This window comes from Aeromonas sp. 84A (assembly GCF_051919345.1).
Classification (GTDB): Bacteria; Pseudomonadota; Gammaproteobacteria; order Enterobacterales; family Aeromonadaceae; genus Aeromonas; species Aeromonas veronii.
In genome coordinates, this window is record NZ_JBQBEW010000001.1 from 2,816,829 (window position 1) to 2,841,081 (window position 24,253).

21 protein-coding genes and 1 other annotated feature are annotated in these 24,253 nt (G+C 58.9%); of the genes, 7 read left to right on the forward strand and 14 right to left on the reverse strand.

Features of this window, described 5'->3' with window-relative positions:
* Nucleotides 1–191 precede the first annotated feature (191 nt).
* From dcd to apbC, 3 genes are all read right to left on the reverse strand, one after another.
* The gene (dcd, locus tag ACTG20_RS12845; RefSeq protein WP_005336719.1) at nt 192–773 is read right to left on the reverse strand and encodes a dCTP deaminase; all 582 of its coding nucleotides are present in this window, start codon (nt 771–773) and stop codon (nt 192–194) included.
* A gap of 63 nt (nt 774–836) precedes the next feature.
* Nucleotides 837–1,481: a uridine kinase gene (gene udk / locus ACTG20_RS12850; RefSeq protein ID WP_005345570.1), complete on the reverse strand. Its 645-nt coding sequence runs from the start codon at nt 1,479–1,481 to the stop codon at nt 837–839.
* 110 nt (nt 1,482–1,591) lie between these two features.
* Entirely contained in the window at nt 1,592–2,674 is a 1,083-nt protein-coding gene (apbC, locus tag ACTG20_RS12855) for an iron-sulfur cluster carrier protein ApbC (protein ID WP_005345574.1), read from the reverse strand.
* Nucleotides 2,675–2,860: 186 nt separating this feature from the next.
* Between apbC and metG the strand changes: the two genes are divergently transcribed.
* Nucleotides 2,861–4,894, forward strand: a complete 2,034-nt coding sequence (gene metG, locus ACTG20_RS12860) for a methionine--tRNA ligase (RefSeq protein WP_194496410.1) — start codon at nt 2,861–2,863, stop codon at nt 4,892–4,894.
* Nucleotides 4,895–5,030: 136 nt separating this feature from the next.
* Here metG and ACTG20_RS12865 read toward each other — a convergent pair whose 3' ends face one another.
* Both ACTG20_RS12865 and ACTG20_RS12870 read right to left on the reverse strand, forming a co-directional pair.
* A complete protein-coding gene (locus ACTG20_RS12865) occupies nt 5,031–5,897 on the reverse strand; it encodes a CHAD domain-containing protein (protein WP_194496409.1) in 867 nt (288 codons plus the stop codon).
* 15 nt (nt 5,898–5,912) lie between these two features.
* On the reverse strand, nt 5,913–6,185 hold the full coding sequence (locus ACTG20_RS12870; protein ID WP_194496408.1) for an acylphosphatase: 273 nt from the start codon (nt 6,183–6,185) through the stop codon (nt 5,913–5,915).
* A gap of 82 nt (nt 6,186–6,267) precedes the next feature.
* On the opposite strand from ACTG20_RS12870, the gene ACTG20_RS12875 reads away from it, so the two are divergent.
* The gene (locus ACTG20_RS12875; RefSeq protein WP_194496407.1) at nt 6,268–7,698 is read left to right on the forward strand and encodes a methyl-accepting chemotaxis protein; all 1,431 of its coding nucleotides are present in this window, start codon (nt 6,268–6,270) and stop codon (nt 7,696–7,698) included.
* A gap of 129 nt (nt 7,699–7,827) precedes the next feature.
* On the opposite strand, the gene ACTG20_RS12880 is transcribed toward ACTG20_RS12875, so the two are convergent.
* A complete protein-coding gene (locus tag ACTG20_RS12880; protein WP_194496406.1) occupies nt 7,828–9,396 on the reverse strand; it encodes a flagellin N-terminal helical domain-containing protein in 1,569 nt (522 codons plus the stop codon).
* 293 nt (nt 9,397–9,689) lie between these two features.
* Between ACTG20_RS12880 and ACTG20_RS12885 the strand changes: the two genes are divergently transcribed.
* Nucleotides 9,690–10,883, forward strand: a complete 1,194-nt coding sequence (locus tag ACTG20_RS12885; protein WP_194496405.1) for a class I SAM-dependent methyltransferase — start codon at nt 9,690–9,692, stop codon at nt 10,881–10,883.
* 349 nt (nt 10,884–11,232) lie between these two features.
* A complete protein-coding gene (locus tag ACTG20_RS12890; RefSeq protein WP_194496404.1) occupies nt 11,233–12,417 on the forward strand; it encodes an acyltransferase family protein in 1,185 nt (394 codons plus the stop codon).
* A gap of 34 nt (nt 12,418–12,451) precedes the next feature.
* Here ACTG20_RS12890 and ACTG20_RS12895 read toward each other — a convergent pair whose 3' ends face one another.
* Nucleotides 12,452–12,880 (reverse strand): GNAT family N-acetyltransferase, encoded by a 429-nt coding sequence (locus ACTG20_RS12895; protein ID WP_139410169.1) that lies wholly within the window; start codon nt 12,878–12,880, stop codon nt 12,452–12,454.
* 404 nt (nt 12,881–13,284) lie between these two features.
* On the opposite strand from ACTG20_RS12895, the gene selD reads away from it, so the two are divergent.
* The 3 genes from selD to ACTG20_RS12910 are packed head-to-tail and all read left to right on the forward strand — an operon-like array spanning nt 13,285 to nt 16,101.
* Nucleotides 13,285–14,322: a selenide, water dikinase SelD gene (selD, locus tag ACTG20_RS12900; protein WP_194496403.1), complete on the forward strand. Its 1,038-nt coding sequence runs from the start codon at nt 13,285–13,287 to the stop codon at nt 14,320–14,322.
* Complete coding sequence (gene mnmH / locus ACTG20_RS12905) at nt 14,319–15,434, forward strand: tRNA 2-selenouridine(34) synthase MnmH (protein ID WP_194496402.1); 1,116 nt, start codon at nt 14,319–14,321, stop codon at nt 15,432–15,434. Before selD ends, mnmH begins: the two co-directional genes overlap by 4 nt.
* A gap of 22 nt (nt 15,435–15,456) precedes the next feature.
* Entirely contained in the window at nt 15,457–16,101 is a 645-nt protein-coding gene (locus ACTG20_RS12910; protein WP_194496401.1) for an MBL fold metallo-hydrolase, read from the forward strand.
* Nucleotides 16,102–16,290: 189 nt separating this feature from the next.
* Here the strand turns inward: ACTG20_RS12910 and rnd are convergent, their stop codons facing one another.
* The 7 genes from rnd to ACTG20_RS12945 form a co-directional block, all read right to left on the reverse strand.
* On the reverse strand, nt 16,291–17,403 hold the full coding sequence (rnd, locus tag ACTG20_RS12915) for a ribonuclease D (RefSeq protein ID WP_194496400.1): 1,113 nt from the start codon (nt 17,401–17,403) through the stop codon (nt 16,291–16,293).
* A 108-nt stretch (nt 17,404–17,511) separates the two neighbouring features.
* Nucleotides 17,512–19,188, reverse strand: coding sequence for a long-chain-fatty-acid--CoA ligase FadD (gene fadD / locus ACTG20_RS12920; protein WP_085942148.1), 1,677 nt, complete (start codon nt 19,186–19,188; stop codon nt 17,512–17,514).
* 198 nt (nt 19,189–19,386) lie between these two features.
* Entirely contained in the window at nt 19,387–20,265 is an 879-nt protein-coding gene (locus ACTG20_RS12925) for an alpha/beta fold hydrolase (protein ID WP_194496399.1), read from the reverse strand.
* Between the two features lie 8 nt (nt 20,266–20,273).
* Nucleotides 20,274–20,789, reverse strand: a complete 516-nt coding sequence (locus ACTG20_RS12930) for a Slp family lipoprotein (protein WP_194496455.1) — start codon at nt 20,787–20,789, stop codon at nt 20,274–20,276.
* Between the two features lie 118 nt (nt 20,790–20,907).
* Nucleotides 20,908–21,609: a tRNA (adenosine(37)-N6)-threonylcarbamoyltransferase complex dimerization subunit type 1 TsaB gene (tsaB, locus tag ACTG20_RS12935; protein ID WP_180349466.1), complete on the reverse strand. Its 702-nt coding sequence runs from the start codon at nt 21,607–21,609 to the stop codon at nt 20,908–20,910.
* Between the two features lie 54 nt (nt 21,610–21,663).
* Complete coding sequence (locus ACTG20_RS12940) at nt 21,664–23,619, reverse strand: ATP-dependent DNA helicase (protein WP_439987707.1); 1,956 nt, start codon at nt 23,617–23,619, stop codon at nt 21,664–21,666.
* A 67-nt stretch (nt 23,620–23,686) separates the two neighbouring features.
* A complete protein-coding gene (locus ACTG20_RS12945; RefSeq protein WP_005336755.1) occupies nt 23,687–23,932 on the reverse strand; it encodes a hypothetical protein in 246 nt (81 codons plus the stop codon).
* Nucleotides 23,933–24,119: 187 nt separating this feature from the next.
* Nucleotides 24,120–24,248: a sequence feature (His leader region), on the forward strand.
* Nucleotides 24,249–24,253 lie beyond the last annotated feature (5 nt).

Genomic DNA, 24,253 nt, shown 5'->3' on the forward strand with positions numbered 1-24,253 from the left:
AGCTGACAATTAAGCCAATAATTTCATTTTTATGACGTTTTTATGACAGAAAAACGGGCAGAAGTGGTGATAAAACGTCCCAGTCCCACCAATCTCATCCGACCAGCACCATCAGCCCCATATCCGTTTGATTCCAGATGCAAAAAGGGAGCACCTTGTGCTCCCTTGAATCGTTGCTGTGTGGCCTGTCATCAGTCCTGATTGATGCGACTGGCAACGGCGCCCTGCTGGCTCTTGTACTTGGCATTTTCCCGCTTGTTGTAGGGACGGGCCGCGACGCCGGAGAGCATCTCAAAGTTCAAGGCGCCGATCTTCATCTTCGGGCGCAGTGCCAGCGGCAGTTTGCCGCCGTTGTAGAACTCCAGCACGATGCGACCGGACCAACCCGGATCGATGCGGTGCGCCGTCACGTGCACCATCAGACCCAGACGCGCCAATGAAGAACGGCCATCCAGCCAGCCAACGATATCGGCAGGCAGGGTGACGGATTCGTAGGTCACCGCCAGCGCCAGCTGACCCGGGTGCAGGTAGAAGGCTTCACCATCGGGGATGTGGATCTCGTCACTCATCACCCGATCGATGGCATCGGCCATCTCGCTGCTCGGGCCGCTAAGATCGATATAGGGTGCGGTATGATCGCGAAACACCCGAAACTCGTTACCCAGCAGCACATCGACACTGACACCACTGATCCGCTCTACCCCGGGCCGTGGCTCAATGACGATCTTGCCTTCATCCAGATGGCGTTCAATATCGGTATCACACAGACGCATTGGGCGACTCTCCTGACAAATTGTGCTTTTAAAAAAGCCGGGCATCACCCGGCTTGTTTCATCTTAACCGATCAACATGTGGCGGATACGCGCCTTGAGCATGTCGATGGCGATGCGGTTCTTGCCACCACGGGGCACGATCACATCGGCATACTGTTTGGACGGCTCGATAAACTGCAGGAACATCGGACGTACCGTCTTCTGGTACTGCTTGAGCACGGAGTCCATGGTACGGCCACGCTCCTGCACATCACGCACCAGACGGCGCAACAGGCAGATGTCGAGCGGGGTATCCATAAAGATGGAGGCGTCCATCAGATCCCGCAGACGGCTGTCGGTCAGCAGCAGGATCCCTTCCAGAATGATCACCCGGCGCGGGGCAAACGGGGTCACTTCGCTCATCCGGGTGTGTTCGGTGTAGGAGTACTGGGGAATGGCTACCGCGTCACCTTTGACCAGCTGGCTCAGGTGCTGTACCAGCAAGTCGTGATCCAAGGCATTGGGGTGGTCATAGTTGGTCTTGACCCGCTCTTCCATGGTCAGGTGGGTCTGATCACGGTAGTAGCAATCTTCGGTGATCACACCAATCTGACCTGCGCCCAGTTCGGCCACCAGCTCTTCATAAATGGTCTGGGCTATAAGACTTTTGCCAGACGCAGATGCGCCCGCAATACCGATGATCACACACGAATGTTGAGTATCAGACATGACAAATACCTAAAAGAGAAGAGCAGTGGGGATGGTTTAAACCGATCCATTATATAAAAAAGGGTGTGGCATGCCCACCCTCAATTCCCTTTCAAGTGACCGACCGCCGATTATTCATCCAGCGCCATGGCATAGAGGGGGGTCGCAATCGGTTTTGCGCTGAAAAAGAGTTCAGCCCCTACCCTGCGCGCCAGCTTCAAATAGGCCTGAGCCAGGCTCCCTTCCGGTGCGCCGAACACGGTCGGACAGCCATCATCCATGTGTTGGCGGATATCGATGTGCAGCGGTAATTGACCAAGCAGTGCCACTTGATACTGCTCTGCCATCTTCTGGCCGCCACCGGTACCGAACAGCGGCTCATGGTGACCACAGGCGCTGCAGACGTGGTAACTCATGTTCTCGATGATGCCAAGCACCGGCACATTGACCTTGTTGAACATGGCGATCCCCTTGCGGGCATCGGCCAGCGCCACATCTTGCGGGGTGGTCACAATGACCGCGGCCGAGGTGGGCACCTGCTGGGCCATGGTGAGCTGGATATCGCCGGTACCCGGCGGCATGTCCACCACCAGATAATCCACCTCGCCCCAGCGGGTCTCATGGAGGATCTGCGCCAACGCCTTGCTCGCCATCGGGCCGCGCCAGATGGTGGCATCCTGCTCGGAGACCAGATAGCCGATGCTGTTGCTCTTGAGGCCGCAGGCCATCACCGGCTCCATCAGCTTGCCGTCATGGCTGACCGGGCGCTCTTTGAGGGTGCCCATCATGGTGGGAATGGAAGGGCCATAGATATCGGCATCGAGAATGGCGACCCGCGCCCCCTCTTTTTGTAGGGCCAGCGCCAGATTGACCGCAGTGGTGGATTTACCCACCCCGCCCTTGCCGGAGGCAACCACGATGATGTTGCGAATGCCCTGCACGGCATTAAGCCCCTGCGCCCTCGGCATGCTGGCGACGTCAATTTCCAATGCCCAGTCGATACGGGCAGCACCGGTGGCACTGCGCAGCCTGGCATCGTAGTTCTCTTTGAGCTGATCGAGCAGCGAAAGACCGGCAAACGGCAATACCAGCCGGATAGTGAGCCCCTGACCCTGATTGATGATCTCGCGAACGAATCCGGCATCCACCAGATCCTTGTGCCAGCCAGCTGGCTTAAATTCGGCGAGGATCTGTTTTACTGAATCAATCACCATTAACTCCTCATTATCTTGTCATTATCTTGAGGTGAACGGTTACCGCACACAAATCAGTGGCTTGCCTGCCATCGTAACAGCAGGTGCTGCCAAGGTTGGCATAGCCACAACCCTAGGCAGGCTACCCCCAATTCGGGTAACATGCACGGCACTCTATCATCCCAACAAGCACATCAAGAACGTAATATGGCAACTGATCCTCGTAAAATGCTGGTAACCTGCGCCCTCCCCTATGCCAATGGCTCCATCCATCTTGGCCACATGCTGGAACATATCCAGGCCGATATCTGGGTTCGTTATCAGCGAATGCGCGGTCATCAGGTGCACTTCATCTGTGCCGATGATGCCCACGGCACCCCGATCATGCTCAAGGCACAGCAGATGGGGATCACCCCGGAAGAGATGATTGCCGCTGTCTCCAAGGAGCACCAGGCCGATTTCGCCGGGTTCAACATCAGCTTTGACAACTATCATTCCACCCACAGCGACGAAAACCGCGAGCTGGCGGAGTTGATCTACGGCCGCCTGAAAAATGGTGGCTTTATCAAGAGCCGCACCATCTCCCAGCTGTTCGATCCGGAAAAATCGATGTTCCTGCCGGACCGTTTCGTCAAGGGAACCTGCCCCAAGTGCAAATCTCCGGAGCAGTATGGCGACAACTGCGACAGCTGCGGCGCCACCTACAGCCCGACTGAGCTTATCGATCCGAAATCTGCCGTCTCCGGCGCCACTCCGGTGATGAAGGACTCCGAGCACTTCTTCTTCGACCTGCCGCAGTTTGAAAAATGGCTCTCTGAGTGGGTACGCGGCTCAGGCGCCATTCAGGAAGAGATGGCCAACAAGATGCAGGAGTGGTTCGAGAGCGGCCTGCAGCAGTGGGACATCACCCGTGACGCCCCCTACTTCGGGTTCGAAATTCCCGGCGCGCCGGGCAAGTACTTCTACGTCTGGCTGGATGCCCCCATCGGTTACATGGCCTCTTTCAAGAACCTGTGCAACAAGCGTGGCGATATCGACTTTGACAGCTACTGGAAAGCTAACTCCGACGCCGAGCTCTACCACTTCATCGGTAAAGATATCGCCTACTTCCACTGCCTGTTCTGGCCGTCCATGCTGGAAGGTGCCAACTTCCGCAAGCCGACCAAGGTCAACGTGCACGGTTATGTGACCGTCAACGGCGCCAAGATGTCCAAGTCCAAGGGCACCTTTATCAAGGCATCTACCTACCTGAACCACCTGGATCCGGAGTGCCTGCGTTACTACTACGCCGCCAAGCTCAACAGCCGCATCGACGATCTGGACCTGAACCTCGAAGATTTCGTGCAGCGCGTCAACGCCGACGTGGTCAACAAGCTGGTCAACCTTGCCTCCCGCAACGCCGGCTTTATCGCCAAGCGTTTTGGCGGCAAGCTGGCGGCGACCTGCGCCGAACCCGAGCTCTACGCCGAGTTTGCCAATGCCCGTACCGCCATTGCCGAAGCGTATGAGAGCCGCGAGTTCAGCCGCGCCATCCGCGAAATCATGGCGCTGGCCGACAAGGCCAACCGCTACGTGGACGACAAGGCTCCCTGGGTTATCGCCAAGCAGGAAGGGGCTGACGCCGAGCTGCAGGCTGTCTGCTCTGTTGGCATCAACCTGTTCCGCGTGCTGATGGCCTACCTCAAGCCCGTCATGCCGCTCTTGGCCGAGCGTGCCGAAGCCTTCCTGGCCGAAACCCTCAGCTGGGATGGCATCGAGATGCCGCTGGTCGATCACACCGTGGCACCGTTCAAAGCCCTCTTCTCACGCATCGAGCCGGCGAAGATTGAAGCCATGATCGAGGCATCCAAGGAAGACTTGGCCAAAGAGCAGGCACCGAAAGTGAGCGGCCCGCTGGCTGATGACCCCATCAGCGAAACCATCACCTATGACGACTTCGCCAAGATTGACCTGCGAGTCGCGCTGATCAAGAAGGCCGAAGCGGTACCGGAAGCCGAGAAGCTGCTCAAGCTGCAACTGGATATCGGCGGCGAAACCCGTCAGGTGTTTGCCGGTATCAAGTCCGCCTACAACCCGGAAGATCTGGAAGGCAAGCTGACCGTGATGGTGGCCAACCTGGCGCCGCGCAAGATGCGTTTCGGCATGTCCGAAGGCATGGTGCTGGCCGCAGGCCCGGGCGGCAAGGATCTCTGGATCCTGGAGCCGCAGGAAGGCGCCCAGCCGGGTATGCGCGTCAAGTAAGCACATCGCTGACTGCGACCACAGCCAGATAGAAAAGAGAGGCCAAACGGCCTCTCTTTTTTGTCTCACCTGTTTGGCCTAGATAGTTTTTGTCGATGCTGGTCGCGCTTGACTTTCGCAGATTGCGGCCTTGGGGCTATCCACCGCTTGACTTGGCGGGCGATACATTTTGTTCTGAATACCTGACCAGCCGACTTGGCATGTCATTCATGTTGTGGCCTGCCTGCATCGCCAGTTTGAGCGCCACCAGCTCCGCCTGCTGGCAGTCCAGTTGACACAAACGGGCGGTGATCTTCCCCTTCAACTGCTGCCGCAGTTTCGTCTGCTTGCGGGTGTTCCCCTGCTCTGCTCGCAACCTCCGCCGCCATTGACGCCAATCCTGCAACTGGCCGAGTCGCTCCTGCCAGTGAGTCAGGGTGCTCAACCAACCTGGATCCCCACTCCCCAGATCCAGCAACAGTTCCACGCCATAACGGGCCTGCTTGATCTCGAGGCGCAGCCGATGCCAGCGGCGCAACTGTTGCTGACGGGAGCTGGCAGATTTCCCAACACAGGGAATAGGTTCATCGAGAGCGCTCTGTGCATCATCAAGGCACAGGGCCAGATGCTGCTGATAGAGGAACGCCAATGCCCGCGCATCCGGCACCTGCGCCACCACCGCGAGCCAGCGGGCCAGTCGCCTCGACAACAGGGGCACGCGACAGGCCGATTTGTGGGTATTACCAGTGCTGGCAGGCGGCTTGCCAAAACGCTCGGCGTAGACCTGAGCATCCCGCAGCGCCGAGAGCCGCCCGACCGAGCGCAACAGACGCCGCTCCAGCTCGGGATGATAGGTGAGTGGCCGCCACAGGGCGAGCAGCGCCAGCAAGCGGCGCGCCGCGATACGATAGCCATGCACGGCCGGTTCGCTGGCCTCTTCGCGCACCGCTCGCGCCGCCTCCTGATAACGGGCGACCCAGCTTGTTGCCTGAGTCAGCAACAGACCTTCCTTGTCAGCGTCCATCTCGTCTCCGCCCTTTCAGTTGGTGTGAAAGCCCTGACCGGTGGGCGGCAGCGCCTCTTCATACTCCATCCGGGTCACCCTGGCGGTGCGCGGGCCATGTTCCAGCCAGCCCAGCATCATCTGTACCCCCTGCGTCGGCCCGCTGATGAGGATCTCCACCGAGCCATCCTCCAGGTTGTAGGCATGGCCGCGCAGCCCCAGCTGCAAGGCACGCTCACGGGTGAAGTAGCGAAATCCGACCCCTTGCACCTGCCCCCACACCCGAATGACAAACGATTGCTCTCCCATTTCTCACACCTTCCGCTTAAGAAAAAATTTCCCGAGACGATAATGTGCCCGACACTCTATCTCTGCAGGATGCAGCTCCATTATGAAAGAAGTTAAATTCCGGTGGGTTGACCGCTATCTCATTCACCTCACCATCAGTGAAAAATTCCATATCGCGTTCTGGTTACCTCTCTTCATCATCGCCTTTCTCAGCTGGTATATGCTGGCGGCCAGCCATCAGCAGGAGATCTCCCTGCGGGTAGCGCAGTTGCAACAACGGGTCGAGACCACGGCGCAGCTGGTCAGCCAGCAGCCCACTCTGGTGTTGCCTGCTGATCTGCGTCTGACCCGGCAAGGCAGCAGCGGGTTGCAGCAGCAAGGAGATCACTACCTCTTTAGCGCGTCAGCGGGTCAGGCGGGCTACGTCACCGGTGATCTCGATACCGGCAACCTCTCCATGTGGGAGGGTCAGGGCTCGACCCTGCTCCTGATCGGCGCGCTGGCCGCCCTGATGGCACTGGTGATCCACTACATGATGACCTTTGTCTCCGGAGCGCTTTACTCCACCAACAAGGCGTTGCAAACCGTGGCGGACGGCGATCTCACCTTCCGCCTCAACTTCTTTCCGGTGCGGGACGAGTTCTCCACCCTGGCGGGCAGCATCGACCGCTTTACCGACCGCCAGCACCAGATCGTCAAACTGGTGGAGGAGTCTGCCGAAGCGCTGACCATGGCCGCAGACGAGTTTCGTGACCATGCCCGCGAAGGCGAAACCATGGCGCGTTCCCAGCGCCAGCACATGGATTCACTGGCCACTGCCATGGAGCAGATGTCGGCGGCGATCCGCGAAGTGGCGCGCAATGCCAACGACACCCTGCAGCAGACCCGCCAGTCGAGCGAAGAGGCGGCCAATGGCGCCAACCGGGTAGCCCGCACCATCGAAGCGATCCGCACCCTGGCCGACGAGATTGGCAACGCCTCCGGCGCGGTCGAGCGGCTCACCCACAACGCCAACCGGATCAACGAGGTGGTCAACGTCATCAACGCCATCTCCCAGCAGACCAACTTGTTGGCCCTCAACGCCGCTATCGAAGCGGCCCGTGCCGGTGAGCAGGGTCGCGGCTTTGCGGTGGTAGCTGATGAGGTGCGTACCCTCGCCAGCCGTACCCAGCAGGCGACGGTGGAGATCCAGCAGATGATCGAAGAGCTGCAGACCGGTACCGGGGCGCTGAACGAGATCATGGAGAAAACCGTGGGGCGCGCCGCCAGCAGCCAGCAGCTCATCAGCGAGGTGGGGCTCGATATCGAGAAGCTGAGCAACCACAGCGATGCGGTGCTGGAGATGAGCACCCAGATCGCCACCTCCAGCGAGGAGCAGAGCTCGGTCGCCGCCGAGATCACCCACAATCTGGATCAGGTGCGCCATGAGGCGGCGCAGGTGGAAGAGTCTGCCAGCGCCTCGGTAGCCGGTACGCAGGGGCTGAAAGCCACCGCCAGCGAACTGACCCAGGCACTCAAGGGGATCACTCTCTGACGCTGCCGAATAGCATCCGGCAACAAGAAGCAATAAGGAAAGAGGCCACCCATTGGGTGGCCTCTTTGTCTTTATGGATAGTGACCATGAATGATAGCGACCAATTGCTATGCCGGCTGGCAGTCCCGCTCAGGATTGCAGCAAACTCAGGGCCGCATTGGGGCGACTGTTTGCCTGACTCAAAATCGAAGCACTCGCCTGCTGCAAGATTTGGGTGCTGACCAAGCGCGCCGATTCCACAGCCATGTCGGCATCCCGGATCCTTGAGCGGGCAGCGCTGAGGTTCTCATTGGCATTGGCCAGATTGCGTACCCGTGAATCCAGCGCATTGGCTTGGGCACCGAGCCGAGCGCGCTGAACACCCAGCTGTTTCATACCCACATCCAGGGTTTTGATGGCCCTGCTGGCGTTGTCTTCACTAAGAACATCAATATTATCAACGGTATATTTCTTCTTGTCCTCTTGATAAAAGCCAAGCGCATGCAAGCTGGATCCCTGCATATCAATATTGGAATACTTGTCGCCTGATGAGCGCAGCTCCATCTGACCGATATACGTCGTCGATGTAACATCGGGTAACAGAGAGCTCAGAGAGGAACTACTGATCACCGGAGGCGCCGGTGGTGCTGGTTGCGGAGGGGGGGTTGTGCCATTGGCCAGCGCAAGGCTGTTGCCCTGAGCGCTATGCATGGTCAATGAATTGCTGGCGGGATTGCTGTTGTTGGAGGCACTCACATAAAAACCCAGACCTGCCGATTGCGCAGTACTGTTGATGCGTTGAACCACGGTTGCCATGATGGCACTATTTTTTGCTGTCGGATTGACCGGATCCCATCCGGTCATATCAATGCCTGTGGTCAAATCCACAGAGTGACCCGCCACATCGATATAGGAGGGTAATGCGGATAAATCGACCGCGGAGGCGACAGAAAATGGCAGTTGTTGCGCTTGTACCGGCCCCTGATTATTGGGAAAGGTGGTGCCATTAATATCTGCCACGAACGCTTCCAGGGTTGAATAGTCCTTGTCATAAGTGACGCCATTAAGGGTGATAGGCTGAGATGAAAGCTTGAGATCAGCAATGTCATACGCCCCTGGCTTGCTTCCTGCCGGACTGCGCGCTCGCCACTCCATCTCCCCCAGATTTTTGGTCTGGGCATTGAGATCGGTAATGACGGTATTCTGTCCTGCATAGGCACCGACCAAGAAGATACCTTCGTAACTCCCCGCCAGCAGATCCTGTCCGGCAAACCGGGTACCTGTGGCAATCCGGTCCATCTCCAACTGCAGTTGCTTGAACTCAGCATTCAGGGCTACGCGATCCTCTGCCGTATTGGCACCGCTTCCCGACTGCAGTGCCAGGGTGCGCATCCGCTGCATCAGGTTCACCGACTCATCAAGCGCCCCATCGGCGACGTTGATCACCGAGATCCCATCATTGGCGTTGCGAATAGCGGTGTTGGTCCCGTTCACTTCACTGGTGAGGCGATTACTGATCTGCAAGCCTGCAGCATCATCAGCGGCACTGTTGATGCGCAAGCCGGATGAGAGTCGTCGATATACCGAATCCAGCATGTTGGATGATTGACCAAGATGGCGAGAAGCATTGAGGGCAGAAATATTGGTAGCGATGGAGAGGGACATGGACAGCTCGATACAGGAAAGATTCAAAATGGTCTTCCCCACTATCGACATCATCAAATGACTCTTTAGCGAAAATCACTATAAAGTAAGGTTAAAACGCTTTATTGACTACATTGTGCACACATAGCGACCAGCGCTGAACAAAAAACAAGCATAACCAACTGTGACATATAAGATAAACAGCGTGAAACGCCAACATTGAGATTCTGCAAATCTTGCATATGCAACACTCGGGCGTTGTCCAGACGTACAATTCGTCACTCTGCCATATACCAGCAAAGGCTGGCTTAGCCGCACTATTGCACATAGAATGTGGCCCCTTTTCTTTCTACCATCGGCAAACATCCATGAGCGCTTCCATCTATCTCGTCAAAGGCCGCGAAAAATCCCTGCTGCGTCGCCACCCCTGGATCTTCTCCAAGGGGATTGAGCGGGTTCAGGGCAACCCCATTGACGGCGATACCGTCGAGATCTATGCCAACGATGGCAAGTGGCTCGCCCGTGGCGCCTGGTCAGGCAGCTCCCAAATCCGTGCCCGAGTCTGGACCTTCGACAAGGATGAGACCGTCGATCTCGACTTCTTTATCCGTCGCCTCAAATATGCGCAGGAGTCTCGCGATCCGCTGATCAAGCGTCAGGGTCTCACCGGCTATCGCCTCTGCGCCGCCGAATCCGACGGCCTGCCGGGTCTGACCATCGACCGTTATGCCGATTTTCTGGTGTGCCAAATCCTCTCTGCCGGTGCCGAGTTCCAGCGTGAGCTGATCACCCAAGCACTGCGTACCCTCTACCCCGAGTGCAGCATCTATGAGCGCTCCGACGTGGCGGTACGCAAGAAGGAAGGGCTGAAAGAGCGCACCGGCGTCATTTATGGCGAGACCCCGAACGAGCCGGTGGTCATCGAGGAGAACGGTGGCATCAAGATCCTGGTGGATATTCGCAACGGCCATAAAACCGGCTTCTATCTGGATCAGCGGGATAACCGTCAGGCTTCCGCCAAGTACACCGAAGGCAAGCGCGTCCTCAACTGCTTCTGCTACACCGGCGGGTTTGGCGTTTATGCCCTCAAGGGCGGCGCCAAGGAAGTGGTCAACGTCGATCTCTCCCAGAATGCGCTGGATATTGCCCGCCAGAATGCCGAGCTGAACGGGCTGGATACCAGCAACACCCAGTTTGTCCGTCACGACGTCTTCAAGCTGCTGCGGGAATATCGTGAGAAGGGCGAGAAGTTCGATGTCATCGTGCTGGATCCGCCCAAGTTCGCCGAGAGCAAGGCCCAGCTGCTGGGTGCCTGCCGCGGCTACAAGGACATCAACATGCTGGCATTCCAGCTGCTGGCGCCGGGTGGCGTGCTGCTGACCTACTCCTGCTCCGGCCTGATGGAGCAGAGCCTGTTCCAGAAGATCGTCGCCGATGCAGCGCTCGATGCCGGTCGCGATGCCCAGATCCTGGAGCTGCTCTCCCAGGCGTCTGATCACCCCATAGGTACCGCCTATCCGGAAGGCTTCTATCTCAAGGGTCTGGTGGTACGCGCCCGCTGATCGGTCGTCATCTTCCCTTGTGATCAATCAGGCCCCTTGCGGGCCTGATTGTTTTGCATCGCGCCGTATAAACCTGAGCCTGACGCTCGCCCCGATGACCACCCTCTCTGCTTTATTCGCGTTCCTTCTCCTCCTCTTTTGCTGCCAGCGCCCCACTTCTTCTCTGTTTAAATTACTTTGCACAATAACTGCACATTTATGATTTAAATCACATCCGTATGACTCTCTTTTCCGTAGTGTGATCCCGCCTGCGGCAGCCGAGCCGGGGCAACCGTCCCGTCAGGATTGATGGGCGGCACAACAACAAAATAGATGTCAGGCCAAGCTGAACATCACAAGGGATCCCGATATGAATCAATCATTGCCGCTGTTAACGCCGCTGCGGGGCATCGCTGCCCTGATGGTGGTGCTGTTCCATGCCCGATTATTGCTCTTTCCCCAGTGGATGGAGCCGATCGCAGGCCACACCCAACTCATCGAGAACGGCTACCTCTGGGTCGATCTGTTCTTTATTTTGAGCGGCGTGGTGCTGGCACATGTCTATGGGGAGGCCTTCACCCGCACGCCCCGCACCGTGAGCTATGGCCGTTTTCTCTGGCTGCGGCTGACCCGCGTCTACCCCCTCTATCTGGTGACCCTGCTATTGCTGGTTGGCTGGGAGCTTTACAAGGCGCGGCACGGGGTGGGCTTCTATGCCGGCCCCATGTTCAAGGTGTGGGAGTGGGAAGGGATGCCGCCTTTCGGTTCCCCCTTCACCCCGGCCGAGGCGCTGCCAAGCGCCTTCCTGCTGCTGCAGGTGGTAACCGATCACGGGTTGACCTGGAACTTCGCCGCCTGGTCCCTCAGCGTAGAGTGGATTAGCTACCTGCTGTTCCCGCTGCTTATTCCGCTGGCGGTGACCCGTAGTCGCTGGAGCCATCTCGCCCCCCTGCTGGCGCTGACGGTGCTGGCCTTTATCGTGCACAGTCGCGGCACGCTGGATGTCACCAGCGGCGCGCTTGCAGTGGGACGCGGGGTGAGTGAGTTTGTGCTCGGCCTCTGGCTGCTGCCGAGGGTGAAGGCCGCGAAAAGCTCACCCATGATGAAGCATGATCTGCCGCTCTTGATCGCCTTTGTGCTGCCCTTCGCGCTGATGCAGTTCGCCATGACGCCGCAGCTGACCCTGCTGCTGATCGCCTCCTACGTGCTGCTGATCTGGATTGCCGCCGCCCAAGGGGAGCGCCGGAGTCCGCTGCTGCGCCTTTTGGATAACCGCTTCACCAACTGGCTGGGAGATCTCTCCTACTCCATCTACCTGCTCCATGCGCTGGTGCTGCTCACTGGCTGCGAGCTGATCCACTATCTGGCGCCGGGGATCACCGAGTGGTGGTATGGCCAGACCAACCCGCTGCTGGGGGTAGTGGCCACCTTGCTGATGCTGGCGGTGCTGATCGGACTCTCTGCGCTGAGTTACAACCTGCTGGAGCGGCCACTGCAACGGCGCCTGCGCCGCTGGGGCAAGTCACGGCAACCGGCGCTGGAGCAAGCCGGATAAGCTAATCTAGCCCTGTCTGGATGAGTTGACGGTTTTATGCCAACTCATCCAGTACCAGTTCATCCAGACTGCTCATCACCCAGGCGCTCGGGTGCTGGCTAAATCCGAGCTTGGGGTAGTATGCAACCGCCTGCGGCGCGGCCAGCAGGATCAGCTTGCAGCCCGGCTGCAATTGCAAAAACGTCTCGCGAATAAGGGCTTTCCCAATCCCCTGCCCCTGCACCGACTCGGCTACCGCCAGATCCGAGAGGTAGCAGCAAAAATGAAAATCGGTCACCGAGCGGGCCACCCCGACCAGGGTCTCGCCCTGCCAGGCGGTGATCAGCAAATTGGCGTTATCCAGCATGCCCTGCAGGGTGGCCGGATGGTCCAGCGGCCGTCTCGCCCCCAGCGAGGTCTGCGCCAACAACGCCGCAAACTGTGCCGTGGTGATAGGGTGGTTAACCAAAAATGTGGTGGTCACTAAGCTCTCCTCCGCGGGGTTGTGGTTGCACGCGCTGTTGCACTTTGACGTTCTCTTTGCTGCATCTGTACTGCAATCAATCAGCCAGCGCCGGATCCAGACCGATGACAGGCAAGTGCGGGCAATTCCCTGCTGTTTATGTGAATTCCTGTTCGAACCCCAAGGGGCAAATGTGGCATAATGCCCCGTCCTGTGGCCCTTGGCGGGGCTGCGCTGGCGCACCTTGTCGCCCATTTCTTCCCCGTCCGGCCTGGCGGTCCTTCATAACTGCCAGTCATCGCTGCCCCTGTTGGCACCGAGGCCACCCATATTTGCGGCTTCTTGTCATTCTCTCTACAAGGCCGCCCATTGACCAAGACGGCTCCACAGAGCCTCTGCTCTGTTTGCAAATAAAAGGGGTAAGTATGTCTTCCATTCGTCTGACCCAATACAGCCACGGCGCTGGCTGCGGCTGCAAAATCTCTCCCAAGGTACTCGACACCATCCTCAAGAGCCAGATCCCGGGCTTCAACGACCCGACCCTGATCGTTGGCAACAGCAGCAAGGATGACGCGGCCGTGGTCGATATCGGCAACGGTCAGGGCATTGTCTCCACCACCGACTTCTTCATGCCCATCGTCGATGACCCCTTCACCTTTGGCCGCATCGCCGCCACCAACGCCATCAGCGATATCTACGCCATGGGCGGCAAGCCCATCGTCGCCATCGCCATCCTCGGCTGGCCCATCAATACCCTGCCCGCCGAAGTGGCCCAGCAGGTGATCGACGGCGGCCGTCAGGTGTGCCATGAAGCGGGCATTTCGCTGGCCGGTGGTCACAGTATCGATGCCCCCGAGCCCATCTTCGGCCTCGCGGTAACCGGTATCGTGCCTCTGAATGCCATCAAGCAGAACGACACCGCCAAGGTGGGTGATACCCTCTATCTGACCAAGCCTCTTGGTATCGGTATCCTCACCACCGCTCAGAAGAAGGGCAAGCTCAAGCCCGAACACGAACAGCTGGCCCCCAACGCCATGTGCACCCTCAACAAGATTGGCCAGCGTTTTGCCGAGCTGCCGGGTGTTCACGCCATGACCGACGTCACCGGTTTTGGTCTGGCGGGCCATCTGCTGGAGATGTGCGAAGGATCCAATGTCAGCGCCCGTCTCGACTTCAAGGCGCTGCCGCTGCTGGATGAGGTGGATTACTACCTCGCCGAGGGCTGCGTACCGGGCGGTACCCTGCGCAACCACGACTCCTACGGCCACAAGCTGGATGCCATGGACGATCGCACCCGCAACATCATGTGCGACCCGCAAACCAGCGGCGGCCTGCTGGTCGCCGTGGGTAAAGAGAGCGAAGCCGAGCTGCTCGCCATCGCGCAAGACGCGGGGCTAGAACTCTCGCCCATCGGTCAGATCAAGCCCCTTGAGGGCACCCGCTTTATCGAGATTGTCCAATGAGTGAATTGCCACTGGCCACGGACTACGCCCAGATTTTTTTAGGCGATGTGCCGTTGATTGATGTGCGCGCCCCCATCGAGTTCAAGGAGGGGGCCTTCCCCTGCTCGACCAGCCTGCCCTTGATGACAGACGATGAGCGCGCCCAGGTGGGGACCTGCTTCAAGAAGCAGGGTCAGGCCGCCGCCATTGAGCTTGGACACAAGCTGGTGGGGGGCGCAGTGCGTGCCGAACGTATCGAAGGCTGGCTGGCGCAGTTGCGCCAGCAGCCCGATGCCCTGCTCTACTGCTTTCGCGGCGGCCTGCGCTCGCAAACCGTACAACAGTGGCTGGCTGATGCCGGGGTGACTCGCCCCCGCGTCTCCGGTGGCTACAAGGAGCTGCGCCGCTTCCTGATCGACACCCAGGACAAGGCCTCTGCCGAGTGCCACTGGACTGTGCTGACCGGTATGACCGGCTCCGGCAAGACCCATATGCTGGACCACGTAGCCCAGGCGCTCGATCTGGAAGGACACGCCCATCACAGGGGCTCGTCGTTTGGTCAGCTGCCCGGCGGCCAGCCCAGCAACATCAATTTTGAAAACAACATGGCCATCGAGCTGCTCAAGCGCCGCCATAAGGGCGAGCATGCCTTCGTGGTCGAAGATGAGAGTCGCCTGATCGGCCGCTGCTGCCTGCCCCTCTCCCTCCATGAGGCCATGAGTCAGGCACCGCTGGTGGTGGTGGATGTACCGCAGATCGATCGCGCCGAGCAGATCCGCGAAGATTACGTGCACGATCTCTGGCTGCGCTATCAAGCCATGTATGGCCAGGAAGCCGGTTGGCCGCTGTTTGCCGCCTATCTCACCGATGCGTTGGCCCGTCTCAAGCGCCGTCTCGGCGATCAGGCCCACCGCGAGCTGGATGCCCTGATGCAAACCGCCCTCACCGAGCAGGAAAAGAGCGGCGATACCGCGCTGCATCTGGCCTGGATCACGTTGCTGCTGACCCGCTACTACGACCCCATGTATCTCTATCAGCTTGGCAACAAGCAGGAGCGCATCGTGTTTCGCGGTGACAAGCAGGCCTGCCTCGACTATTTCGCCGAGCAGCATGCCAGCGCGCTGCGCGGCTGACCCATCCCAAGAGAGGAACTCTATGTTGAAATTCGAGGTGATCCCGGTCACCCAGTTCGCCCAGAACTGCTCCCTCATCTGGTGTGACGAGACCCATCAGGCCGCCCTGATCGATCCGGGCGGCGAAGTGGACAAACTGCTGGCTGCCATCGCCAAGCGCGGCCTGACCCTGACTCATATCCTGCTGACCCACGGTCATCTGGATCATGTGGGTGCCGCCGCCGAGCTGCGGGAAAAAACTGGCGTCGCCATTACCGGCCCCCACAAGGAGGACGCCTTCTGGCTCGACATGCTGCCCCAGCAGAGCCAGATGTTCGGCTTCGCTCATACCCCCGCCTTCACGCCGGATCGCTGGCTTGAGCAGGGCGACAAGGTGCAGCTTGGCCAGTGCGAGCTGGATGTCTACTTCTGCCCCGGCCACACCCCGGGCCATATCGTGCTGCTGAACCAGGCCGAAAAACTCGCCTGGGTTGGCGATGTGCTGTTTGCTGGCAGCATCGGCCGCACCGACTTTCCCCGTGGCGATCACGGGACGCTGATAAAGTCGATCACCGAGACCCTGCTGCCGCTGGGTGACGAGATCGTCTTTATCCCGGGCCACGGCCCCAGCTCCACCTTCGGCCGCGAGAAGGCGAGCAACCCCTACCTGATCCAGCCTATCTGGTGATCAAAAAAGGCAGCGGTATTAGCCGCTGCCTTTCCTTCTCTGCTCTCTTTTTCATTCTCGACTCCCGCAATCCGACCAGCCATGTCCCCTCTGCGTTCTCCAGTTCAGCATGCCTGTTTGTTTTTCTCGCCCAATAAAAATCCCCACCCGAGGGTGAGGATTGATTTATAGGTGCAACCGTCTGGTGGCTTATTGTGCCAGCAGGTGACCGACCAGCTCATGACGCCACCCTTGCAGCAGCATCGGCTTGTCGCTGCGGGCCCGCTCTTCGTCGTTCATCCGCCAGCTCCAGGTGAAGTACTGGTGAATGATCTTCTTGCTGGCAATCAGCTCGGGCGGAATATTGCTCGCCTTGGCCTTCTCTTCCACCATGGCCTTGATGCGCTTGAGCTCGGCCTTGTACTGGGGGAAGTCCACCAGCCGGCGAATGGGCTCGGGCCAGCTGTCAGGATCGCTCTGCTGCGCCTTGGCGACAATATCGAGCATCCGCTTGCCGTGGATCTTGATCTCGATGGGCGAGAGGCCGAGCTCGTTGAGATCCCGCAGGGAGGCAGGACGACGCTCTGCCACCTTGAACAGGTGCAGCTCTTTGACCACGAAGTTCAGAGCCAAATCGCGGCGCACCGCCTCTTGCTGGCGCCAGGCGGCCAGCTCGCGCAGAATGGCGAGCTCGCGGCGACCCAGTTGCCAGGCGTTGACGATGTCAAGATATGCCTGACGGGGATCGCTACCCTGGGTCTTGCGGGCGGAGTGGTTCTGACACTCCTGCTCGAACCAGGCAAACTTGCCGCTTTCCCGCAGTTTGGCCATCACTTTCTCGTAGAGCGGCATCAGGTAGAAGACATCCGCCGCCGCGTATTCGAGCTGACGTGGCGTAAGCGGGCGGGCCAGCCAATCGGTGCGCGCCTGATCTTTTTCCAGCTCGACCCCGAGGAATTCATTCACCAGCGCACCAAAGCCGACCGAGACGCCGTAACCGAGAAAGGCGGTAGCCAGCTGGGTATCGTGCATCTGGTTGGGCAGGTGGCCCGCCTGATGCTGGATAAGCTCCAGATCTTCGCCAGAGGCGTGCAGGATGGCGATCTGCCCTTCCCGGCTCAGTCGCTGCCAGAGGGCGGAGAGATCCAGGGTCAGCGGATCCAGCAGCGCCAGATGCTCGCCGTCATAGATCTGGAACAGGCCAAGCTGGGGGTAGTAGGTACGGGTGCGAACGAATTCAGTATCGATAGCCAGGGGAACGTCGGCCAGAGAAGCGAGATACTGCTCAAGTTCGTCTTGCTGAGTGATAAGTTGATAGTGCATCTGTGCCTGCGCGGTTGATCAGGGCCAAAAAGAAAAAACCGTGGGATGACCCACGGTTTTGCATAACGACGGTGCTGGTTTGCAGAAGATTCTGCAGCCGCAGTCCGGTTATTGCTTGGCAATCTCCTCGTCGCGCAGTACGCGGCGCAGGATCTTGCCCACATTGGTCTTGGGAAGTTCGTCACGAAATTCTACCAGTTTCGGCACCTTATAGGCAGTCAGATGTTTGCGGCAGTGGGCAATAATCTCGTCCTCCTGCAATTTTGCATCTTTCTTGACCACAAAGATCTTCACCAACTCGCCGGAGACCTTGTGTGGCACACCGACAGCGGCCACTTCCAACACTTTCGGATGAAGCGCCACCACATCTTCGATCTCGTTCGGATAGACGTTGAAACCGGAGACCAGGATCATGTCCTTCTTGCGGTCAACGATCTTGAAGAAGCCCTGCTCGTCGCACACGGCGATATCACCGGTACAGAGCCAGCCATCCTGCATCACTTCGGCGGTCGCCTCGGGACGCTGCCAGTAGCCCACCATCACCTGCGGGCCACGCACCTGCATCTCGCCCGGGGTGCCGAGAGCGTGGATCACCTGACCGTTGTCATCCACCAGCCGGATCTCGGTAGAGCAGACCGGCAGACCGATGGAACCGTTGTAATCAGTCAGATCGTAGGGGCAGACGCTCACCAGTGGCGAACACTCGGTCAGGCCATAGCCTTCCAGCAGCGGGGTGTCGGTCAGCGTCTTCCACTTCTCCGCAACCGCGCGCTGCACCGCCATGCCACCGCCGATGGTGAGCTTGAGCTTGTCAAAGGCGATCCCCTGAAACTCCTCATTGTTGACCAGCGCATTGAACAGGGTGTTGACCCCGGTAATGCAGGTGAAGGGGTACTTCTTGATCTCTTTGACAAACCCCGGGATGTCGCGCGGGTTGCTGATCAGCAGGTTGTAACCACCGATGCGCATAAAGAGCAGGCAGTTCACTGTCAGGGCAAAGACGTGATAGAGCGGCAATGCGGTAACCACGAACTCCTTGCCGCGCTCCAGCATGGGGCCGTAGACGCCGAGGCACTGCTCGACGTTGGCAATCATGTTGCGATGGGTCAGCATGGCCCCTTTGGAGAGGCCGGTGGTGCCACCGGTGTACTGCAGGAAGGCGAGATCGTCGTTGGTGATCTCCGGCTTGATGTACTGCAGGAAACGCCCCTTGGAGAGGGCCTGACGCATGGTGGTGGCGTGGGGCAGATTGTATTTCGGCACCAGCTTCTTGACGTACTTGACCACGAAGTTGACCAGGGTGCCCTTGGCCAGCCCCAGGTTGTCCCCCATCCGGGTCAGGATAACGTGCTTGATCGGGGTGTCGTAGACCACCTTTTCCAGGGTATGGGCAAAGTTGGAGACGATGACGATGGCCTTGGCACCGGAATCTTTGAGCTGATGCTCCAGCTCGCGCGGGGTATAGAGCGGGTTGACGTTGACCACGATCATGCCGGCGCGCAGGATGCCGAACACGGCGATGGGATATTGCAGCAGGTTAGGCATCATCACCGCAACCCGATCCCCTTTCTCCAGCTTCAGCTCGTTTTGCAGGTAGGCAGCAAAGGCGCGGGACTGCTCTTCCAGTCGGCGGTAGGTGATGGTTTGACCCATGTTGACGAAGGCGGGCTGATCGGCAAACTGGGTCACCGAGGATTCGAACATCTCGACCAGGGAGCTGTATTGGTCTGGATTGATCTCGGCGGGGACCCCTTCCGGATAACGTTTCAGCCAGACTTTTTCCACAAACTTCTCCTGCATAACTAGCACCTGTGCGCTCACTGTGTTGCCTCCGTCCCGGTTCACATCCATTTTAATCGGTTGTTTTAAGCTGATGCTCTAATGCCGCCCATATTTACACAGCGCAACATCAATTAACAGCAAATTAACAACAGAAAAATGTGAGGGAGAAAACAAACCTAGAATTATTGAAAGCTGGCGATTCTACCGAACTTGACAAAACTTTACGATACAAACGGCCGTATCAACCGAATTTTCCATATGAAAATGGTGGTTTCCACCCAATATGACCCGTTCGATCTGCTGGAAGGCATCCTGACGGGCCTGCCATTGGGCTTCAAGCGCAGCAAAGCCCTGCTCCCCCTGAATCAACAGCACAGGACAACGGATAGCCACCATCAATGCACGAGCCTGTCCTTCGCTCATTCTCAGGGGTGAAAGATCCCGCAAGCGGGGGTCGCTGCGCCAGTACCAGCGCCCTGCCCGCTCTTCAAGCTGCCGTTCACAGATAAGGCGCGCCGCCTGCGGCGTGATATCCGCCACTTTGCAACGAGCAGCCACGGCTTCATCGATGGAAGCAAAGCCGTTGGCACTGCGCTCCCAGGTGCGACTGCGGTTTAAAATCGCACGTCGCAGCTGGGCAGGTACCTCCTCATCGGGCTGACTGAGCGGGCCCAGTCCCTCCAGCATGATCAACCGCTCCACCTGTTCGGGAAACACCCCGGCATAGGCCGAGGCGATCAACGCCCCGAGGGAGTGACCGAGCAGAGTGAAGCGTGACCAGCCCGCCGCCTGCACGATCTGGTAGAGATCGTCCAGCCAGTCGACAAAGACATAAGGGGTGGTCTTGTGATCGGAGTGACCGTGCCCCGGCAGATCGACACAGATGAGGTGAAAATCTCCCAGATGCGGCGCCAGCGGCAAGAAGCTGGCGCTATTGTCGAGCCAGCCATGCAGGGCGATCAGCAGAGGTTTGCCCTGCTGATCATGCTCCGCAGACTGGTTATCCAGCAGGGCTACCCGCCGCCCATCTGCCAAGGTCAGCAGACGTTCGTGCAGAGTGCTTTTGATGCTGTTGATCATGGCAAGCCTTAGCGACGCAGCGGCCGTCTCGGCCAGAAGGGATCATAGAAGGGGTCGTAGAAGTAGGGGTCCATATAACGTACCTCCACCTCCTTGACTGGCGGCCACAGCTTGCTGCCCGTAACATTGAGCACCGAGAAGCGGTACTTGTGCTCGCCAATCTGGCTATCCACCGGTTGGCCTATGGTGCCGAGCACCGTCAGGCTGCGCCCCTTGGCGTAGAGGGTCGGATCGACAAAACCCTTCATGATGGCCAGAAAACGGCCCAGGCTCTGCTCGGTCTGCTCCGGCACACCGTTGGATTTAAGCGGCAGATAGACCACTTCAATAACGCTCTGATCCGCCTTGTTGTGCACCGCCGAGATAACGCCGCTCCAGCGGGCCGGTTTGCCCTCCATCCCGCCAAGGGCGGGTTGATAGGCCACCAGCTGGTTTTCTGGCTCATAGGCCAGCTCCTTGGGAACCGAGCTACAGGCCCCGAGCAGCAGGGCCAGCGCCCCGACCACCATCCCGCGTTTCATCATGTCGCTTCTGCTATTACGCATCATGTCACTCTCCTGTTGCCGGCGTAGCCCGTCGGGCCATCCGCTTTTATTGCAGCTGATGAGCGGCAAGAGCGACATGACGTCAGTGCTCCTGCCCTTATTCGCGACCCGGCAGTTTTTTCCAGGTCACCTTGTCACGCAAATAGACCGGCGTTGCTTGTTCAACCGGTACCGCCTCCCCCGCCAGCCAGGCGGCGCGGGCCAGCGGCAACATGTCTTCTGCCGCCGGGAAACGCACCTGGCTCACCGCCAGCTCATCGGCCAGACCACTCAGGGTCTCGCCATAGGTTTCAAAACCGGTGCCGACGCAGGTCACAGGGCCCGCCAGCTTGCCACGGACGTCAACCAGTGCCGCGGGCTCGCTCACCACCTCGTCCCCCACCAGCTGCATGCGGCCATCAATCAGCTCATAACGGCCGAAATAGACCTCGTTCATCCGCGCATCGATGGCGGTCAGCACCTGCTGGGCGCCATCCAGTCGATAGGCGCCTTGCGCCATGGCGGCCAGGGTCGAGATGCCAATCAGCGGCACACCTGCACCAAACGCCAGACCTTGCGCCACACTGATGCCGATCCGCACGCCGGTAAAGGAGCCCGGGCCGCGGCCGAACGCGATGGCGTCGAGGTCACTCAAACTTATCCCGGCATCCTCTAACACAGCCTGAACCATGGGCAGGATTTTTCGGGTGTGATCCCGTGGCGCCTCCTCCCAGCGGGAGAACAGCTTGTCACCCACCAGCAAGGCGGCGGAGCAGGCTTCGGTGGCGGTATCAACGGCCAGGATCTTCAACTCGTTCATGCTTTCCAATCTCTATAAAATCAGTCAATTACATAACCGGCAAGCGAGATATGCTCACCCGTTGTTCAAATCTGTTAGCTGGCGGCACACTTGTTCACCGCGTTCAGTGCGATCGAAAAAGCTCCCCAGCGTTCCCAACTCCCGGGTGCGAGGGATGGCGGGCAGACTCTTGATAAAAGTGGCGCCATAAGGTTTGTTGACCATTCGGGGATCACAGATCACCAGCACCCCGTGATCACTGCGATCACGAATAAGCCGCCCCACCCCCTGCTTGAGGGCAATCACCGCCTTGGGCAACTGCAGCTCGGCGAAGGGATCCCCCCCCTTGAGCTTACAATCATCCACCCGCGCCTTGAGCAGCGGATCATCGGGGCTGGCAAACGGCAGCTTGTCGATGATAACACACGACAACGCCGCCCCTCGTACGTCGATCCCCTCCCAGAAACTGCTGGTCGCCACCAGCACGGCACGGCCATTCTCGACAAACTCCTTGAGCAACCGCTGCTTGTTGTCCTCCCCCTGCAGCAAGACGGTGCGGCCAATCTCCCGGCGCAGCACCTCGGCCACCTGACGCATCACCTGATGGCTGGTGCAGAGGAAGAAACAGCCCCCTGGCGTCTTGTTGATGAGCGGGATCATCAGATTGGCCAGTAGCTCGCCACGGCCAAAGGCGTTGGGCTCCGGTAGATAACGGGGCACACAGAGCCGCGCCTGCTCGCTATAGTCGAACGGACTGTCGAGGATCAGCTCGGCGCTGCCCGCCAGCCCCAGCTCGGCCTTGAAGTGATCAAACCGCATATCCACCGTCAGGGTGGCGGAGGTGAAGACCCAGGCCACTTCCGGTCTTTGCACCTCGGCACTGAATCGCTCGGCCACCGACAGCGGCGTCAGATTGAGGGTGAAATGAAGCCGTGAGCAGTCGTACCAGTAGGAGAAACCGGTCTGGTTGACCGCCAGCACCTCGCCAAGACGGGTGCGCAGTTCACTGATGCGCTCGAAGGCGTGATCCAGCTGCTCGCCACGGCCGAGAGCCAGTTTCAGCACCTCGTAGCAAAGCCCGATGGCATCGTTAAGACGAGCCAAAGCCTGCCCCCAAAGCGGCTGGCGCAGCATGTCGCGGGTATTACCACGACCGCCATCCACCCCGAAGGCGAGCCGCAGATCCTGACTGGCGATGGCAAGCCTGTCCGCCGCCTTGCCGAGCTGGGCCATGTCGTGGGCCTCTGCCCGATAGGCCAGCTGGATATCCTGCGCCAGATCCTGAATCGTTCGGCTGCCTACCGACTTGCCGAAGTAGTTGGTGGCGATCTCCGGCAACTGGTGCGCCTCGTCAAACACATAGACTTGCGCTTCGGGCACCAACTCACCAAATCCGGTGTCTTTCACCGCCATATCGGCGAAGAAGAGGTGATGATTGATCACCACCACCTGGGCATCCATGGCGCGGCGTCGAGCCACCACCAGATGGCAGTCGTCATAATAGGGGCAGTCGCGGCCGAGGCAGTTGTCGTTGGTGCTGGTGACGTGGGCAAGGATCTCGGCGTTCTCCTGCAATCCCGGAATATCCCCCACATCGCCGTTATCGGTGGCGGTAGACCAGGATTTGACCTTCACCAGATCGTTCAAGATCTCAGGCTTTTGCAGATGGGATTCGCTCAGGAGCCGGTTCATCCGCTCGATGCAGAGATAGTTGCTGCGCCCCTTGAGCAGGGCCACTGGCGGGGTGTAGGAGAGCGCCCCTGTGATGGTCGGGAGATCCCGATAGAAGAGCTGCTCCTGCAGGTTCTTGGAGCCGGTACTGATCACCACCCGCTTGCCAGATTCCAGCGCAGGGACCAGATAGGCGTAGGTCTTGCCGGTACCTGTCCCCGCCTCCACCAGCAGACGGCCACCACTTTTGATGGCGCGTGCGACCGCTTCGGCCATCTCCAGCTGGGGAGCGCGGGCTTTGAAACCGTCGATATGGCTGGCCAGAGGGCCATCTGGCTTGAACAGGGTCTGGATGGTCAAAAGGGCGTCCCGCAGCAAAAGCGGCCATTATGCCAAAAGCGCGGCAAAAGCGGGACAGATAATCTGCCTAGACGAACAGATCGATCTGATGTTCTGGATCCGGCTTATGATCGCCCTCCTCCGCCTTGGGCTGATCACGCTTGGCGGGCGTGCTATACGCCTGCTGGCGCTGCTGGGAGTCACTGTTGTCAGTGCTGGTCTTGCGCAGCTGGTGCTTTTTGCTGATCTGGTTCACTTCCCGCTTGATCTCTTCGCTGCCGGGCGCGGCGGGCGCCCGGGGCAAAATGGGGAACAACAGGTCCTGGCTGGGCATGATGGCGACTCCTGCAGGGGTTATTGTCTAGTTATCGACCAGAAAACCGTTTTCGCCACTTTAATCGATCAAATCACAATTTCGGGTTGCATTTTCTGTCAAGGCAGGTAGTTTAAATCAGGCGTCAATTACGACATCTTATTTTGTAAAGGATTGATTACATGAAGTTCACCACCCTGAAGACTCATCACCACCATCATCATCCCGACTAGTCTTTCAGGAGGTTGACTGCTGGAAGACACTTAACTGGTGACTTCCAAAAGGACCGCAAGATTCATAAACCCTCGGAAGCACCCACTTCCGAGGGTTTTTTCGTTTTTG

Excerpts from the sequence above, each read along its gene's own strand:
- dcd (WP_005336719.1), bottom strand. The coding sequence starts at position 773 with ATGCGTCTGTGTGATACCGATATTGAACGCCATCTGGATGAAGGCAAG.
- udk (WP_005345570.1), bottom strand. The coding sequence starts at position 1,481 with ATGTCTGATACTCAACATTCGTGTGTGATCATCGGTATTGCGGGCGCA.
- apbC (WP_005345574.1), bottom strand. The coding sequence starts at position 2,674 with ATGGTGATTGATTCAGTAAAACAGATCCTCGCCGAATTTAAGCCAGCT.
- metG (WP_194496410.1), top strand. The coding sequence starts at position 2,861 with ATGGCAACTGATCCTCGTAAAATGCTGGTAACCTGCGCCCTCCCCTAT.
- ACTG20_RS12865 (WP_194496409.1), bottom strand. The coding sequence starts at position 5,897 with ATGGACGCTGACAAGGAAGGTCTGTTGCTGACTCAGGCAACAAGCTGG.
- ACTG20_RS12870 (WP_194496408.1), bottom strand. The coding sequence starts at position 6,185 with ATGGGAGAGCAATCGTTTGTCATTCGGGTGTGGGGGCAGGTGCAAGGG.
- ACTG20_RS12875 (WP_194496407.1), top strand. The coding sequence starts at position 6,268 with ATGAAAGAAGTTAAATTCCGGTGGGTTGACCGCTATCTCATTCACCTC.
- ACTG20_RS12880 (WP_194496406.1), bottom strand. The coding sequence starts at position 9,396 with ATGATGTCGATAGTGGGGAAGACCATTTTGAATCTTTCCTGTATCGAG.
- ACTG20_RS12885 (WP_194496405.1), top strand. The coding sequence starts at position 9,690 with ATGAGCGCTTCCATCTATCTCGTCAAAGGCCGCGAAAAATCCCTGCTG.
- ACTG20_RS12890 (WP_194496404.1), top strand. The coding sequence starts at position 11,233 with ATGAATCAATCATTGCCGCTGTTAACGCCGCTGCGGGGCATCGCTGCC.
- selD (WP_194496403.1), top strand. The coding sequence starts at position 13,285 with ATGTCTTCCATTCGTCTGACCCAATACAGCCACGGCGCTGGCTGCGGC.
- mnmH (WP_194496402.1), top strand. The coding sequence starts at position 14,319 with ATGAGTGAATTGCCACTGGCCACGGACTACGCCCAGATTTTTTTAGGC.
- ACTG20_RS12910 (WP_194496401.1), top strand. The coding sequence starts at position 15,457 with ATGTTGAAATTCGAGGTGATCCCGGTCACCCAGTTCGCCCAGAACTGC.
- rnd (WP_194496400.1), bottom strand. The coding sequence starts at position 17,403 with ATGCACTATCAACTTATCACTCAGCAAGACGAACTTGAGCAGTATCTC.
- ACTG20_RS12925 (WP_194496399.1), bottom strand. The coding sequence starts at position 20,265 with ATGATCAACAGCATCAAAAGCACTCTGCACGAACGTCTGCTGACCTTG.
- ACTG20_RS12930 (WP_194496455.1), bottom strand. The coding sequence starts at position 20,789 with ATGATGAAACGCGGGATGGTGGTCGGGGCGCTGGCCCTGCTGCTCGGG.
- tsaB (WP_180349466.1), bottom strand. The coding sequence starts at position 21,609 with ATGAACGAGTTGAAGATCCTGGCCGTTGATACCGCCACCGAAGCCTGC.
- ACTG20_RS12945 (WP_005336755.1), bottom strand. The coding sequence starts at position 23,932 with ATGCCCAGCCAGGACCTGTTGTTCCCCATTTTGCCCCGGGCGCCCGCC.